This is a genomic window from Bradyrhizobium sp. 149, from assembly GCF_023073915.1.
Classification (GTDB): Bacteria; Pseudomonadota; Alphaproteobacteria; order Rhizobiales; family Xanthobacteraceae; genus Bradyrhizobium.
The window spans coordinates 2,061,164-2,076,734 of the sequence record NZ_JADPKK010000022.1; the positions used below are offsets into that span (position 1 = coordinate 2,061,164).

Annotated in this window: 12 protein-coding genes; 1 reads left to right on the plus strand and 11 read right to left on the minus strand. The window is 64.8% G+C overall.

Annotation, left to right across the window (positions count from 1 at the left end; translation table 11 throughout):
• Positions 1–78: 78 nt before the first annotated feature.
• From IVA88_RS27590 to IVA88_RS27635, 10 genes are all read right to left on the minus strand, one after another.
• The gene (locus IVA88_RS27590; protein ID WP_247500288.1) at positions 79–1,413 is read right to left on the minus strand and encodes an HlyD family type I secretion periplasmic adaptor subunit; all 1,335 of its coding nucleotides are present in this window, start codon (positions 1,411–1,413) and stop codon (positions 79–81) included.
• Positions 1,410–3,155, minus strand: coding sequence for a type I secretion system permease/ATPase (locus IVA88_RS27595; RefSeq protein ID WP_247500289.1), 1,746 nt, complete (start codon positions 3,153–3,155; stop codon positions 1,410–1,412). The genes IVA88_RS27590 and IVA88_RS27595 overlap by 4 nt, the downstream gene beginning before the upstream one ends.
• 260 nt (positions 3,156–3,415) lie before the next feature.
• Complete coding sequence (locus IVA88_RS27600; RefSeq protein ID WP_247500290.1) at positions 3,416–3,685, minus strand: GlsB/YeaQ/YmgE family stress response membrane protein; 270 nt, start codon at positions 3,683–3,685, stop codon at positions 3,416–3,418.
• Positions 3,686–3,781: 96 nt separating this feature from the next.
• On the minus strand, positions 3,782–4,759 hold the full coding sequence (locus IVA88_RS27605; protein ID WP_247500291.1) for an ABC transporter ATP-binding protein: 978 nt from the start codon (positions 4,757–4,759) through the stop codon (positions 3,782–3,784).
• A complete protein-coding gene (locus IVA88_RS27610) occupies positions 4,756–6,171 on the minus strand; it encodes an amidase (protein WP_247500292.1) in 1,416 nt (471 codons plus the stop codon). Before IVA88_RS27610 ends, IVA88_RS27605 begins: the two co-directional genes overlap by 4 nt.
• Complete coding sequence (locus IVA88_RS27615) at positions 6,168–6,365, minus strand: hypothetical protein (RefSeq protein ID WP_247500293.1); 198 nt, start codon at positions 6,363–6,365, stop codon at positions 6,168–6,170. Before IVA88_RS27615 ends, IVA88_RS27610 begins: the two co-directional genes overlap by 4 nt.
• A complete protein-coding gene (locus IVA88_RS27620) occupies positions 6,362–7,423 on the minus strand; it encodes an ABC transporter ATP-binding protein (protein ID WP_247500294.1) in 1,062 nt (353 codons plus the stop codon). The genes IVA88_RS27615 and IVA88_RS27620 overlap by 4 nt, the downstream gene beginning before the upstream one ends.
• A 183-nt stretch (positions 7,424–7,606) precedes the next feature.
• Positions 7,607–8,509 carry an ABC transporter permease gene (locus IVA88_RS27625; protein WP_247500295.1) on the minus strand — a complete coding sequence of 301 codons (903 nt, stop codon included), beginning with the start codon at positions 8,507–8,509 and terminating at the stop codon, positions 7,607–7,609.
• 2 nt (positions 8,510–8,511) lie between these two features.
• Positions 8,512–9,465, minus strand: coding sequence for an ABC transporter permease (locus IVA88_RS27630; RefSeq protein WP_247500296.1), 954 nt, complete (start codon positions 9,463–9,465; stop codon positions 8,512–8,514).
• 194 nt (positions 9,466–9,659) lie between these two features.
• On the minus strand, positions 9,660–11,318 hold the full coding sequence (locus IVA88_RS27635) for an ABC transporter substrate-binding protein (protein WP_247500297.1): 1,659 nt from the start codon (positions 11,316–11,318) through the stop codon (positions 9,660–9,662).
• A 211-nt stretch (positions 11,319–11,529) separates the two neighbouring features.
• On the opposite strand from IVA88_RS27635, the gene IVA88_RS27640 reads away from it, so the two are divergent.
• Positions 11,530–13,125 carry an ABC transporter substrate-binding protein gene (locus IVA88_RS27640; RefSeq protein ID WP_247500298.1) on the plus strand — a complete coding sequence of 532 codons (1,596 nt, stop codon included), beginning with the start codon at positions 11,530–11,532 and terminating at the stop codon, positions 13,123–13,125.
• A gap of 95 nt (positions 13,126–13,220) precedes the next feature.
• Here the strand turns inward: IVA88_RS27640 and IVA88_RS27645 are convergent, their stop codons facing one another.
• Positions 13,221–15,452, minus strand: coding sequence for an adenylate/guanylate cyclase domain-containing protein (locus IVA88_RS27645; protein WP_247500299.1), 2,232 nt, complete (start codon positions 15,450–15,452; stop codon positions 13,221–13,223).
• Positions 15,453–15,571 lie beyond the last annotated feature (119 nt).

Consider the following 15,571-nt stretch of genomic DNA (forward strand, 5'->3'; position numbering starts at 1 on the left):
AGAAATCTTGCCGCGGAGGCAACCTGGATTGCTTCGCTACGCTCGCAATGACGAGGCGAGATGCCGCGCTTTCGCGCGTCACTTCTCCCGGAACGCCCGCATGAACTGGTCGTGCAGCGGCTTCATCAGATAGGACAGCATGGTGCGGTCGCCGGTCTGGACGAAGGCTTCCGCCGGCATGCCGGGGATCAGCTTGGAGTCACCCAGCTTGGCGACCTCTTCTGCGGACAGCGAAACGCGGATGGTGTAGTAGCTCTGACCGGTACGCTGGTCGGTTGTGACGTCGGGCGAGACGCGGCTGACGACGCCGTTGAGCTCCGGCGTGGTGCGCTGGTTGAAGGCGGAGAGGCGCAGCAACGTCTTCTGGCCGATCTGAAGCTTGTCGATATCGACCGGATTGACCTTGGCCTCGACCTGGAGATCGTCGGCCTGCGGCACGATCAGCATGAGGGCGTCGCCGGCGGTGACGACGCCACCGACGGTATGCACAGTCGATTGCAGCACCATGCCGTCCTGCGGCGCGCGGATGTCGACGCGGCGAAGTTGATCCTCGGCGGCGACCTTGCGTTCGATCATTTCGCCGATCTTGTCGTTGGTCTCGCGCAGATCCTTGGAGACCTCGCTGACCATGTCCTTGTCGACCTGGATGATCTGGAGCTCGGTCTCGGTGATCTTGCCCTTGGCCTGCGCCCGCGAGGCAATGTACTGCGCGCGCTCGCCGTTAAGGCGAGCGGAATCGCGCTCCAGCGTGGTCAGGCGCGAGATCTGCACCAGGTGCTTCTCATAGAGATCGCGGACGCCAACCAGCTCTTGCTGCACCAGCGAGATTTCCTTGTCCTTGGCGCGCTCCTGCGCAGAGAGTCCCCCGATCTCCTCGTTGAGCTGCTGGATGCGCTCGCGCAGCTGCGCCTTCTGGCCGGCGCGACCGTTGACGCGGACGTCGAACAGCTTGGTTTCGGCGGAGAGCAACGCCTTGACGTCGGCATCATTGCTGCGATCGAGCAGCGATTGCGGAAAGTCGATACTCTCGATACCGCGCTGCTCGGCCTGGAGCCGCGCCGCGCGTGCCAGCGCCGCATCGAGGTTCTTGGTGACGATGGCGAGGTTGGCCTTGGTGACGGTGTCGTCGAGCCGCACCACGACGTCGCCGGCCTTGACCACGTCACCGTCGTGGGCGCGCAGCTCGCCGACGACGCCGCCGGTCGGGTGCTGCACCTTCTTGACATTGGACTCCACCACGATCTGCCCCGGCGCGATCAGCGCGCCCGAGATTTGCACGGTCGACGCCCAGCCGCCGAGGCCGACCAGGAGCACCAGCACGATCCCGAGCCCGAGCATCAGGTGAAACCGGATCGACTCCCGCACGGTCCGCTTCGCGGCGGGCTTCGCGCCGCCAATGGCCATCGTGCTCATGCCTTGGCTCCGCCTTCGCTGACGATCTTGATCGGGGCCGGCGGCGTCACACGCGGCTGGAGCACCTGGGCGAGCACCTGCTCCTTCGGCCCGAAGGCCTGCATGCGGCCGTCGCGCAGCACCAGGATCTGGTCGACCGCTTCCACGCCGATCGGGCGGTGCGCCACCACGATGACGATGGCACCGCGCTCGCGCGCCGCACGGATAGCGCGGGTCAGCGCCTCGTCGCCTTCGGTGTCGAGATTGGAATTGGGCTCGTCGAGCACGACCAGGAAGGGGTTGCCGTAGAGCGCGCGCGCCAGGGCCACGCGCTGCGCCTGGCCGGCGGAGAGTGCCGTGCCCTGCTCGCCGACCTGGGTGTTGTAGCCCTCGCGCATCTTGATGATCATCTCGTGCACGCCGGCCTCTTTCGCCGCGGCGATGATGCCGTCGGAAGTGGCGTCGGGATCGAAGCGGCTGATGTTCTGCGCGATGGTGCCGGCGAACAATTCGACGTCCTGCGGCAGGTAGCCGATGTGGCGGCCAAGCATGTCCGACGACCATTGGTCGAGCGCCGCGCCGTCAAGCCGCACCTTGCCGCGGACCGGCTGCCAGACGCCGACCAGCGCGCGGATCAGCGACGACTTGCCGGAGCCGCTCGGTCCGATCACGCCGAGGCCGTTGCCGGCTTCGAGCGCAAAGGTGATGTCCTGCACGATGAGGCGCTGATCGCCCGGCGGCACCATGGCGATGCCTTCGACCGAGAGGCGGCTGGTGGGCGCCTGCAACTGGGTCGGCATCGTCTGCGCCGGCATCTGCTCTAGAAGGCGGGTGAGGCGGTGCCAGCTCTGACGTGCCGCGACAAAGGATTTCCAGTGCGCGATCGCAAGATCAACCGGCGCAAGCGCCCGTGCCGAGAGGATCGAGCCGGCGATGATGATGCCGGCGGTCGCCTCCTGGTGGATGACGAGATAGGCGCCGACCGCGAGCACGGCCGATTGCAGCATCATGCGCAGCACTTTTGCGACCGCGCCGAGACCGCCAGCGACGTCGCTCGCACGCTGATTGCCGTCGAGGTATTTTTCGTTAGCCTCGCTCCAACGCGCGTTCATCCGGCCGGCCATGCCCATCGACACCATGACTTCGGCGTTGCGGCGGCTGGCTTGGGCGAGATCGTTACGCTGGGCGGCAAGGCCCATTGCGTCCTTCGCCGGCTGACGGGACATGAACTCGGTGACCACCGTCAATCCGACCAGGATGACCGCGCCGACCAGCGCGGTGACGCCGATCATGACGTGGAAGGCAAAGCAGATGGCGAGATAGAGCGGCAGCCACGGCAGGTCGAAGAACGCGCTCGGCCCCATGCCGCCGAGGAAGGAGCGGACATTGTCGAGATCGCGCAGCGGCTGAAGCCCCTCGTTGCGGCTGCCAACCAGCAGCGGCAGACGCACGATGGTGTCGAACACGCGCTTGTTCAGGGCTTCGTCCAGCGCGGTGCCGACCCGCCCCAGGATCCGGTTGCGGATCATGTCGAGCACGCCCTGGGCCATGTAGAGGAAGCTGGCGAGGACGATCAGGCCGACCAGGGTCGGAATGCTGCGGCTCGGCAGCACCCGGTCGTAGACCTCCAGCATGAAGATCGACCCGGTCAGATAGAGCAGGTTGATCATGCAGCTCATCAAGCCGACGCCAACGAAGGCCGTGCGACAAGCGCGCAGCGCGTCACCGAGCTCTGAGCGGCGGACGCCGGGAACGGCTGCCATCAGTCTGATCTCTTTCGGGTGGGGGCCAAAGCCGCTGATTTCAAAGGCAAATTCAGGAGTAATTGACCCGGATTAACATCGCGTTTGCGCTCATCGCCCAACGCAGTCGAATATCCGGGACACCTGTGGCCCACATCACCCCCGACCGGCCTCGCACGCAAGTCCGGAATCTCACGTGCTTGCGGCTTTTTCTTGCAGACATGTCACCTCTCCCCGGGCGGGGAGAGGTCAAAAGTTGGATCAACTGAACTCAGGCGCCGCTAGAACCGGCCGCCGCCGCGCACCAGCCGCACTACCAGCAGCAGGATGACGGCGCCGATCGCGGAATAGACGATCTCGGATATCAGCCCGCTGCCGATGTGAATGCCGAGCTTCGGGAACAGGAAGCTTGCCACCAGCGCGCCGGCGATGCCGACCACGATGTCGCCGATGATGCCGAACCCGGTTCCGCGCACCACCTTGCCGGCCAGCCAACCAGCCACCAGGCCGACGAACAGGATGACAAGCAGGCCTTCATTGGAAATGTGCATAAGTGAGGTCCCTCTCCGTGAACGGTTCCATGGAAGCGGAACCGGGATGAATGAGGTGTGAATGCTGCTCCCCGCTGCCGGCTTGCGGTCCAAATATCACGCCGGCGCAGTGACCGGCTCCGCCAGCACGCATCGTGCTGCCCGGCCCGGCCCGACCTCCACATTCGCAGGCAGTTGCTCCACACAGCGCGGCTGGGCCACGGCGCAGCGGGGAGCAAAGGAGCAGTTGTGGGGTTTCTGGCCAAGCGACGGCGGGGTGCCGGGGATGGTCTCGAGCCGCTGTCCCCGCTTTGCGCCATGGACGGTCGAGGCGAGCAAGCCCCTGGCATAGGGATGCACCGGCGAGCGGACGATGTCGCGAAGCGTGCCCTGCTCCACAATCTGGCCGGCATACATCACGGCGACCCGGTCGCAAATTTCGATGGCGACGCCGATGTCGTGGGTGACGAAGATGACCGACATGCCGAACTCGCGCTGCAGCTCGCGCAACAGCAGCAAGATCTGGATCTGCACGGTGGCATCGAGCGCGGTGGTCGGCTCGTCCGCCAGCAGGATTTTCGGCCGGCAGGCGAGCGCAAGCGCGATCATCGCGCGCTGGCGCATGCCGCCGGACATCTCGTGCGGATAGGCGTCCAACCGCCGCTTGGCCGAGGGGATGCGCACGACGTCGAGCATTTCCAGCGCCCGCGCCCTGCCCTCCGCGTGGCTTTTGCCTTCGTGGCGCACGACGCTTTCGGCGATCTGCGCGCCGATGGTGTAGACCGGGTCGAGCGCGAGCGCGGGCTCCTGAAAGATCATCGACGCGGTCTGGCCGCGGAACGATGAGAGTTCCTCGTCGTTCATGGCGAGCACGTCGCGGCCCATGACGTTGACCTTGCCTGCGATCTGGGTGCGCTTCTTCGGCAACAACCGCATCAGCGCACGCAAGGTCACGCTCTTGCCCGAACCGGATTCGCCAAGTAGGCCCAGCACCTCGCCGTCGTCGAGCGAAAGGCTGAGATCGTTCACGGCATAGACCGTGCGCTCGCCGGTGAAGCGGATGTTGAGGCCTGAGATCTCGACGAGCTTTGTCATGACGGCAGTTTCGGGACCCGGTCGTGGTAATCGGTGGCGCGCTGGAATGCGGCGCCGATCGTGAGCAAGGTCGCCTCGTCGAACGACCGGCCGATCAGCTGCATGCCGATCGGCAGGCCACTTGTGGTGAAGCCCGAGGGCACCGTGAGCGACGGCAGGCCGAGGTAGTTCACTGGGCGGGTGAACAGCGTCAGCCGCTGCAACAGCGCCGGCGCGTTCGGTCCGCCGCCGACATCGCTCTCCGTGATCGTCGGGGCCGGCACCGGGGACGCCGGCGCGATCACTGCGTCGACGCCTGATGTCGCAGCGTTGTGCGCGGCGAGCGCAGGTCCGCGCCAGCGCATTGCCTCGAGGTAGGTGATGGCGGGGACCGCGAGCCCGTTCTGAAGCCGCATCAGCACCTGCGGGCCATAATCCTGCGGCCGCTCGATCATCCAGCGCTTGTGGAAGGCGGCGGCTTCGGCCGCAAGCACGAGCAGGTTGGCTGCGGACAATTGCCGCTGGTCGGGCAGCTCGACCGTGACGATGTCGGCGCGCTCGCGCTTGAGCACCGCGATGGTCTCGTCCAGCACGCGCGCGACCTCGCCGTCGAGATCATCGACATAGTAGGACGCAGGCACGCCTATCTTGAGGCCCTTCAGCGAGCCCTTGGTCGCGCCGACATAGTCAGACAGCGGCTCATGGCTGCAGGTCGAATCCTCGGGATCAGGGCCGGCCATCAACGCCAGCAGCAGCGCGCAATCCTCGGCGGTGCGGGCGAGCGGGCCGACCGTGTCGAGCGACTGCGACAGCGGCATCGCGCCGGCGCGGCTGACGCGGCCGACGGTGGTCTTCAATCCCGTGACGCCGCAGAAATGCGCGGGCATGCGGATCGAGCCGCCGGTGTCGGAGCCGAGCGCGGCATAGGTCAATCGCGCAGCGACCGCCGAGCCCGAGCCCGACGACGAGCCGCCAGTGATGTGCGCGACGTTCCAGGGATTGCGAACCGGACCGTAATGGGCGTTATGGCCGGTCGGGCCATAGGCGAATTCGGCGAGATGCAGCGTGCCGAGGCGAACCTGGCCAGCGTCCTTCAGCCGCTGCAAGGCGGTGGAGGTGACGGTCGGCACGAAATCCCGGCGGATCAGCGAGCCGCAGGTCGCGACGTGGCCGGCATCGTAATACATATCCTTGTGCGCGAGCGGCACGCCATGCAGCGGGCCGCGGACTTCGCCCTTGGCGAGCTCCGCATCGGCGGCATCGGCTGCCTTCAGAGCCGCCTCCGACTCGATCGACATGAAGGCATTGAGATGCGGCTGCCACTGTGCAATGCGATGCAGCAGCGCACGCGTCACTTCATGCGAGGACACCTGCTTCATCGCGATCGCGCGCGCGACCTCGGTGAGCGTCATCAATTCCGGTTCGGTGCTCATTTCGAGACCGTCGCAATCTGCGCGATCGGATAGAGCGCGGGCTCGAGATCGAACGGCAACGTGCCGGTAATGGCAGCAAAGCCTTCGAAGGCCGGTCCGATGGAATTGGAGATGCGCGTCGCAATCTCGTCGTCGACGGGAACGCCGGCGATTTGTGCCGTCGCCTTGATCTCTTTTGCCGTTGGCCTCGTCATAACGTTTCCTCCTTCGGCGCGCGGCTATGGCCTGAATCCGGAATCGCCATGTAGCACGCGGCCTCGTGGCCCATTCTATCGAGCGCGGTGAGTTTTGGTGTCCCATTTGCGCAGAGCGGCTCCGCAAACGGGCAACGGGTGTGAAAGCGGCAGCCTGAGGGCGGATCTATCGGATTGGGCGGATCGCCCGTGATCGGCGGCGTCTCGGTACGACGGTCCGGATCCGAGGACGGCATCGCAGCAAGAAGTGCGCGCGTATAAGGATGTGCCGGCCGGTCCCAGACCTGGTCGACCGGGCCGAGTTCGACGACCTCGCCGAGATACATCACCAGCACGCGATCGCTGATGTAGCGGACGACGTTGAGATCGTGGCTGATGAAGAGATAGGTCAGGCCGAACTCGCGCTTGAGATCGGCGAGCAGATTGAGCACCTGGGCTTCGACGGACTTGTCGAGCGCGGAGACCGCTTCATCGAGGATCACCAGTCGCGGCGATAGCGCCAGCGCACGCGCGATGTTGACGCGCTGGCGCTGGCCGCCGGAGATCTCGTGAGGATAGCGGTTGGCGAAGTTAGCGGGAACCAGGCCCACCTTGCCGAGCAGCTCGCGCGCCAGGGCGCGGGCGACGCCGTCGGCCATGCCGTGCACCTTCGGGCCGAAGGCGATCGATTCTTCGATGGTCAGGCGCGGATTGAGCGAGGCGTAGGAATCCTGGAACACCATCTGCATGCCGCGGCGCAGTTCGCGCAAGGACAGCGACTGACCGACGCTCATGCCGTCATAGATGATGTCGCCGGTATCGCGCGGCATCAGATGCATCAGCAGCCGCGCCGTGGTCGACTTGCCGCAGCCGGACTCGCCGACGATGCCGACGGTCTCGCCCTTGGCGATCGAGAAGGAGACATTGTCGACGGCACGCACGGTGCGCTTTGCGGCGAACAGGCCGCCTCGCACCGGAAAATGCTTGGTCAGGCCGCTGACCTGGAGCAGCGGCTGGGCGAGGCCGCCGAGGTCTTCGATCGGCTCCAGCATTGCGATGGACGTGTTGGTTTCGCTCATGGCCGCGGCCTCCCACCTCTCCCCATCGGGGAGAGATCGCGCCGAAGGCGCGGGTGAGGGGGAGCGGCAAACTCGGTGCAGCGCAACCCCTCACCCGGATTGCATCTGGCGATGCAATCCGACCTCTCCCTATGGGAGAGGTGCGGCACCGGCGTCGCTGCGATCACCTTCTCACTCATTGCGTCAATTCCTGATGTCCATGGCGCTACGCAGCCCGTCCGAGAGCAGGTTGAAGCAGATCGAGACCGCGAAGATCATCGCGCCGGGGAGCGCGGCGACCCAGGGGTTGACGTAGATCGCGGTCCGCAAGGTATTCAGCATCAGGCCCCATTCCGGCTCCGGCGGTTTGGTGCCGAGGCCGAGGAAGGACAGGCCTGCCGCCAGGATCATCGAGACCGAGATCAGGCTGGTCGCGTAGACGAAGATCGAACCGAGCACATTGCCGAGGATATGGACGCGCATGATGGTGAACGGTCCCGCGCCCGAGGCGCGCGCGGCATCGACGAAGTCCATGTTGCGCACGCCGGTGGTGACGCTTTCGGCGACGCGCGTGATCTGCGGCACGAACACGACGGTCAACGACACGATGGAATTGAGAATGCCCGCGCCCAGCGCACCGGAGATCGCGATCGCCAGCAGCACGGACGGAAAGGCATAGAAAACGTCGATCGTACGCATGATCGCGGTGTTGAGCTTGCCGCCGACATAGCCGGCTACGAGGCCGAGCGAGGTGCCGATGCAGAAGGCAAGGATCACGGGCAAAATGCCTATGAGGAGCGACAGCCGCCCGCCATAGATCAGCCGCGCCAGCATGTCGCGGCCGAGCTCGTCGGTCCCGAGCGGGTACCCAGTTGTGCCGATGTGGCGCAGGCGCCGGATCATCGAGCCCTTGTAGGGATCTTCCAGACCCAGCCAGGGCGCAACGATCGCGGACAGGAAGATCAGCAGCAGGACCAGCGCGCAGGCCATGCTGACCTTGTCGCGCCGGATACGGCGGCCGACGGTCGCCCAATAACCGCGCGCCTTGGTCGCAGGCGCGGCCTGGAGCGCGGCATCGCTGGTGACGGACAACGGAAGCTCGCGCATCGCTAGCCCCGCTTGATGCGCGGATCGATCGCGGCTTGCGCGATGTCGACCAGCAGATTGAGGAAGACGAAGAACAGCGCCAGGATCAGGATCGTGCCCTGGAGCAGCGGCAGGTCGCGCTGGAAGATCGCCGAGTTGAGCAGGAAGCCCGAGCCCGGCCAGGAGAACACGGTCTCGATCAGGATCGAGCCGCCGAGCATGTAACCGAGCTGAAGTCCCATCACGGCAAGCGCAGTGGGCGCGGCGTTCTTGATGACGTGGCGGAACACGCCGCGCTCATGCAGGCCCTTGGCACGCAGCGCCTCGACGAAGTCCTGGCTGAGGATGTCGCCGGTCAGCGCGCGCACCGTGCGGGTGACGATGCCCATCGGGATCACCGAGGTCGTGATTGCCGGCAGCACCAGATATTGCAAATGCGCCCAGTCCCAGGCCCAGGCGGCGGAGCCGCCGGGTCCGGCGCCGACGGCGGGCAACCAGTTCAGCTGGACCGAGAAGATGATGACGAGCACCATGCCGAGCCAGTAATGCGGCACGGAAACGCCGGCGATGGCAAAGGAGGTCGCGAGCTTGTCGATCCAGGTCTCGCGGAAATAGCCGGCGATCAGGCCGAGCAGGACGCCCATGGTGAAGCCGATGATCGCGGCGGCAATCGCGAGCGTGACGGTGTTGCTGACCGCGCGCATGACTTCGGCGAGCACCGGGCGGCCCGTGGCGATGGAATTTCCGAGGTCGCCATGAAGCGCGCGGAGCAGCCACAGCCCGAACTGCACCGGCAGCGGGCGATCAAAACCATAGGCGGTACGGAGCTGCGCGGCGAGCTCCTGCGAGGCATCGGCCGGCAGCACGGCGACGAGCGGATCGCCCGGCGCAATGTGTACGAGCAGAAAACACACCAGCGCGACGCTGATGACGATCGGGATGACGTAGACGATGCGTCTGGCGATATAGGCGAGCACGTCGGATACTTTCTTCCCTTCTCCCCTTGCGGGAGAAGGTGGCGCGAAGCGCCGGATGAGGGGTTGTTTCCGCGGATGATAGTGCGTCAGTTGAGAGGTCCGCATTCGCGGAGAGAGACCCCTCACCCGGCTTCGCTAAAGCGAAGCCACCCTCTCCCACAAGGGGAGAGGGTGCAGCGTGCGTGTGGCGCGAACTACTGCAATGACACCAGCGAGAAGTCGATGAACCAGCTCTTCGGCTGCACGACGCCCGTGACCTTCGGGCTGATCGCGCGGGGGCCGACGTCGTGGGCGACGTAGAGGAAGGCCGCGTCGTCGACCGAGGCCGCGTGCAGTTCGGCGAGCGCGGCGTCACGCGCGGCGGGATCGAAGGTCTGCCGCGCCTTCTTCACCAGCTCGTCGAATTTGGGATTGTTGATGAAACCCCAATTGTTCGAGACCGGCGGCGCCATGCCCGACTGCAGGAAGCGCACCAGCGCGAAGAACGGATCCATCGCCGCATAGGTGACATTGGTCGCGTTCGAGCCGTTAGCGCTGGGATCCTTGGCACCGCGGCGCCAGTTGGTGAACAGCGTATTCCACTCGATGACGTCGAGCTGCACGTCGAAATAGCATTCGGCCAGCGCCTGCTGGAGATATTCGTTCATGGGGAGCGGCTGCATCTGGCCCGAGCCCGACGCCGAAGTCTGGGTCTTCACCGTCAACTTCTTGTTCGGGCCAAATCCGGCCTCCTGCATCAGCTTCTGCGCGGCGGCCTTGTCGTACTTGATCTCGAAGGCCGGCTTTCCCCGCCAGGGATGGCCGGCCTCGAACGTACCGGTCGCTGGCACCATCAGCCCTGCGAGCAGGCCGTCCTTAAGGCCTTCGCGATCGACGCAGAGATTAGCGGCCTTGCGCACGCGAATGTCGTTCCAGGGCGAGCCCTCGACGCGCGAGAACTGCCACGGCCAGACGTGCGGCTGCTCGTTGGCGTAGAGCTTGAAGCCGCGCTGCTTCAATTCAGGCAGCGCGTCCGGCGCCGGCGCCTCGACCCAATCGACCTGCCCGGAGAGCAGCGCCGCGGTGCGCGCGTTCGCCTCCGGCATCGGCAGCAGCACCATCTTGTCGACCTTGGGCACGCGGTCCTTGTTCCAGTAGGCCGCGTTCTTGACCAGCTCGAGCCGCTCGCGCGCCGTGAAGCCCGCCATCTTCCACGGGCCGGTGCCCGAAGCGTCCTTGGCGAACGCGGTCCATGCGGCCTGCGATTTGGCCTTGGCATCGGCGCCCTCCGCCTTGTCGTAGAAGGCCTGCCACTTCGCCGGGCTCGCCATGAAAAGATTGGTGAGGTTGATCGGCAGGAAGCTGTCGGGCTCCTTGGTGGTGAGCTCGACTGTCATGTCGTCGATCTTCTTCGCGGAGGCCAGCGTCGGCATGCGCGAGGCCGTGACGCCGACCTGGCTGGCGTCGAATTGCGGCGCGTCCTGCTTCAGCACCTTGTCGACGTTCCACACCACGGCGTCCGCATTGAACGGCGAGCCGTCATGGAAGGTCACGCCGGGGCGCAGCTTGAAAGTCCATTTGGTCTTGTCGGCATCGTCGACCTTCCACTCGGTGGCAAGGCCGGGGATCACCACGCTTGCCTTGTCGGCCGATGACAGATCCCAGCCGGTGAGCGCGTCGTACATGGTGAGGCCGGTGAAGCGGTTGCCTTCAAAGCCCTGATCGGGCTGGCCCAGCGTGCGCGGAATATCGGCGGCGGTCATGGCGATGCGCAGCACGGTTTCGGCACTGGCGACGCGCGGCCACGCAGCCGCGCTGCCGAGCGCCAGCAGCGCGATCAGCGCCGCGCGGGTCTTGTTTTTCTTGATCAGCATTGCCTCAGTCCTTTTCCGGCTTCGATGACTAATTTTGATGCAATCGTATGCAATGGCTATGCCAATGGGGAAACTTATTCTGCAGATTGCCCCTGCGACGACAAGTCCTTGTGATTGGACGTCCGCAAAGGCACCTCGCTGCCTATTCTGGCATCAACATTGCAGGTTTGGCTCCGGTTCTCTCTTGAAGTCTTCCTTGGAGCTTTGGCCCATGCGCATGCGACTGTCGACCTGTCTCGCCGTGCTTGCACTCGCGGTGTCCGCGATCCCGGCGGGCGCCGAAACGGTGCTGCGCTACGGCATCTCGATGGCGGACATCCCGCTGACGACCGGCCAGCCCGATCGCGGCGCCGGCGCCTATCAGTTCACGGCCTACACCATCTACGATCCGCTCGTGGCGTGGGAGATGGACGTCGCCGACCGGCCGGGAAAGCTGGTGCCGGGACTCGCAACCGAGTGGAAAGTCGATGACGAGAACAAGACCAAGTGGCGCTTCACCTTGCGCAAGGGCGTGAAGTTTCACGACGGCAGCGAGTTCGATGCCGATGCTGTCATCTGGAATCTGGACAAGGTGCTCAACGACAAGGCACCGCAATTCGACAAGCGCCAGAGCGCGCAGGTCAAGACCCGCCTGCCTTCCGTCGCGAGCTACGCCAAGATCGACGACTCCACGGTGGAAATCACCACCAAGACGGTCGACTCATTCTTTCCCTATCAGATGCTGTGGTTCCTGGTGTCGAGTCCAACGCAATACGAAAAGCTCGGCAAGGATTGGGACAAGTTCGCGAGCCAGCCATCCGGCACCGGCCCGTTCAAATTGACCAAACTGGTGCCGCGCGAGCTCGCCGAGCTCACGAAGAATCCGGATTACTGGAACAAGAAGCGCATTCCCAAGGTCGACAAGCTCGTGCTGGTGCCGATGCCGGAAGCGCTGACGCGCACCAATGCGCTGCTCGCCGGGCAGGTCGATTTGATCGAGACGCCGGCGCCGGACGCCGTGCCGCAGCTCAAGGCGGCCGGCATGAAGCTTGTCGACAACGTCACGCCGCATGTCTGGAATTATCATCTGAGCGTGCTGCCGGGTTCGCCCTGGACCGACATCCGCTTGCGCAAGGCGCTGAACCTCGCGATCGACCGCGAAGCGGTGGTCGGCCTGATGAACGGCCTTGCAAAGCCCGCCAAGGGCCAGGTCGATCCGTCGAGCCCGTGGTTCGGCAAGCCGAGCTTCGAGCTGAAATACGACGTCGCCGCCGCCAAGAAGCTGGTCGAGGAAGCCGGCTACTCCAAGGCAAAACCGTTGAAGGCGACCTTCATCATCGCGCAGGGCGGCACGGGCCAGATGCTGTCGCTGCCGATGAACGAATTCCTGCAGCAGAGCTTTAAGGAGATCGGCATCGACATCGATTTCAAGGTGGTCGAGCTCGAGACGTTATACACGCATTGGCGCAAGGGCGCGGCCGACGAGATGAACGCCGGCATCACCGCCAACAACATCGCCTACGTCACCTCCGACCCGCTCTACGCCATCGTCCGCTTCTTCCATTCCAGCCAGATCGCGCCAGTCGGCGTCAACTGGGGCGGCTACAAGAACCCGAAGGTCGACGCGCTGATCGACGAGGCCAAGCAGACTTTTGACAGCACGAAGCAGGACGAGCTGCTGGCGCAGGCGCATGCATTGATCGTCGACGATGCCACGCTGGTGTGGGTCGTGCACGATACCAACCCGCATGCGCTGTCGTCCAAGGTCAAGCAGTTCGTCCAGGCGCAGCACTGGTTCCAGGATCTGACGACGATCGGGGCGGAATGAGGAGCAGCCTGCTAGGTCGAACACCGCTGCCGTCCCGGCGCAGGCCGGGCCTGCGCCGGGACGACTTGGGGGTTTGGCCGCGAGCAAGCGCTCCCCTACTTCGTCAGTAGCGCATATGCCCCGGTCCAGCCCTCGGCCGGCGGATTGACCTGGAATTCCTTGATGCGCACTTCGTAGAGCTTGAACAGCTTTTCCAGCGTGTCGGCATCCTCGCTCCTGCGGCCGCGCTCGATCGCATCCAGTGCGCCCTGCCAGTCGCGGCTGCGATAGCAGCCGAGCATTTCGATGGTGACGTTGCGCAGGCGCTGGAAGGTGCCCGAATGCATCACGTCCGCGCGGCCGGCGATGGCGTAGATCACTTCCGGCTCGGTCTTGCCCTTGACCATGATGAAGTCGAGCTCGAGAATTGCGAACTTGTCCTTGGCGGCGAGCGCGGTGCGCGAGCCAACGATGATCGGAAAGCCGTATTCTTTCGACTGGCCTTCCAGGCGCGACGCCAGGTTGACGCTGTCGCCGAGCACCGAATAGTTCTTCTTCAGGTCGGAGCCCATGTTGCCGACCACGCCGATACCGGTGTTGAGACCGATACCGACGTTGAGCGGGATGTAGACGTGGCCGCCATCGACGGCTTCCTGCTCGCGCTCCTTGTTGACGGCGTCGATCCTCTCCAGCATCTGGATCGCGGCCTCACAGGCGTTGACCTCGTGCTCGGCATCGTCAAGCGGCGCGTTCCAGAACGCCATGATGGCGTCGCCCATGTATTTGTCGATATAGCCCTTCTGATCGATGATCACGTCGGTCAGCGGGGTCAGAAAACGGTTCATCAGCGCGATCAGGCCCTGCGGATCGTGCTTGTAGGTTTCCGATATGGTGGTGAAGCCGCGCACGTCGGAGAACATGATCGTCATCTCGCGCTCCTCGCCGCCGAGGACGAGCTTTTCCGGTGACTGCGCGAGCTGCTCAACCAGCACCGGCGACATGTATTGCGCGAACATGCCGCGGATCTGCACGCGCTGCCGCTGCTCGCGCACGAAGCTCGCGAAGATCAGCGTCAGATAGATCGCGGTGGTCGAGAGCAGCGGATAGGTGAAATCGATCAGATAGCGGTATTGCACGTAAAAGAACCAAGACACTCCGATCAGGATCGCGGCGAAGGTCGCGCCGGCAAGCACGAGGCGGACCGGTCCGAGGTTCGGCGTGAAGATGATGACGAGCAAGCCGATGATGAGCGCGGCGAGCAGCTCGACGCCGAGCGCGTAGTTCGGCTGGGATATTACCGCGCCGCTCAGCACGCTCTCCAGCACCTGGGCGTGGATCTCGACGCCGGGCATGGTCGAGGACACCGGCGTGGTCTTGAGGTCGTTCAACCCGCCCGCGGAGGTGCCGATCAGGACCAGCTTGCCGGCGATCTTGCCCGGCGACACGCTATTGTCGAGCACATCGGCCGCAGAGACGTAGATCGAGGGGTCCGGGCGGGCGTAATGCATCCACAGCTGGCCGTTCTTGTCGGTCGGGATCTCCAGGCCCTTGAGGCGGATCGCGAGGATACCGCTCCGGTCGGTCTTGACCAGCAGCGTCGGCGTGCCGGTGGCGACGCGCAGCATCTCCAGGCTCAGCGAGGGCATGATGTTGCCCTGCGCCCTCAGGATCATCGGCACGCGGCGGATCAGGCCATCGCGCTCGGGTCTGATCGAGAACAGGCCGCGTCCGGCTGCGACCTTCTCGATCACAGGCACGTTGCGCAACAAGCCCGGGAATTCGAACATGAAGCGTTCAGACCCGTCCTCCCCGAGCGTCGCGACGCCGGTGAATGGAAGCGACTTATCGAGTTCTGACAAGATTTCTGGAAGGCCGGTCTCGCCGAGGATCACGCGCGAGCGCTTGATCGCTTCGGAGAGGATCTGGTCGTTGCTCGGCAGCTCGCGCAGCTTGGCGCGAGTGGCGTCGTCCAGAGAGCGCATCTGGCTCGCGACCAGATCCGGATTGAGCCGATCGGCCTCCGAGAACACGACGTCGAAGCCGATTGCGACCGCGCCGTGACTGGTGAGGTTCTGGATCAGGTCGGCGATCCGTGTCCGCGGCCACGGCCACTGGCCGAGCTTGGCGAGGCTCTTGTCGTCGATGTCGACGATGGTGACCGGCCGCGCCGTCTTGTGGCGCGGATCGATCAACTGAAACATGTCGAAGGTGCGCAGCCGCAGTTCCTGGATCGGCGGCGGATCCCAGAGGCGAGCGCCGGCAAACACGACCAGCAGCGCAAGGCACATCAGCCGCGCAAACCCGAACTTCCGCGCAAACCACCGCCGCAGGATCTTGAGACGTTTCATTTCAGTAGGACTTCCTGCCCTGCCTCACGCCGTGCACACCGATCATGCAGCGCGGGCGCGTGATTGGCTATTCCCCGGAGGGGTAGGATTATGGATTTTTGCCGCGGGCAAGATGCGAG

Coding starts and splice junctions, on each gene's coding strand:
- IVA88_RS27590 (WP_247500288.1), bottom strand. CDS start 1,413: ATGAGCACGATGGCCATTGGCGGCGCGAAGCCCGCCGCGAAGCGGACC.
- IVA88_RS27595 (WP_247500289.1), bottom strand. CDS start 3,155: ATGGCAGCCGTTCCCGGCGTCCGCCGCTCAGAGCTCGGTGACGCGCTG.
- IVA88_RS27600 (WP_247500290.1), bottom strand. CDS start 3,685: ATGCACATTTCCAATGAAGGCCTGCTTGTCATCCTGTTCGTCGGCCTG.
- IVA88_RS27605 (WP_247500291.1), bottom strand. CDS start 4,759: ATGACAAAGCTCGTCGAGATCTCAGGCCTCAACATCCGCTTCACCGGC.
- IVA88_RS27610 (WP_247500292.1), bottom strand. CDS start 6,171: ATGAGCACCGAACCGGAATTGATGACGCTCACCGAGGTCGCGCGCGCG.
- IVA88_RS27615 (WP_247500293.1), bottom strand. CDS start 6,365: ATGACGAGGCCAACGGCAAAAGAGATCAAGGCGACGGCACAAATCGCC.
- IVA88_RS27620 (WP_247500294.1), bottom strand. CDS start 7,423: ATGAGCGAAACCAACACGTCCATCGCAATGCTGGAGCCGATCGAAGAC.
- IVA88_RS27625 (WP_247500295.1), bottom strand. CDS start 8,509: ATGCGCGAGCTTCCGTTGTCCGTCACCAGCGATGCCGCGCTCCAGGCC.
- IVA88_RS27635 (WP_247500297.1), bottom strand. CDS start 11,318: ATGCTGATCAAGAAAAACAAGACCCGCGCGGCGCTGATCGCGCTGCTG.
- IVA88_RS27640 (WP_247500298.1), top strand. CDS start 11,530: ATGCGCATGCGACTGTCGACCTGTCTCGCCGTGCTTGCACTCGCGGTG.
- IVA88_RS27645 (WP_247500299.1), bottom strand. CDS start 15,452: ATGAAACGTCTCAAGATCCTGCGGCGGTGGTTTGCGCGGAAGTTCGGG.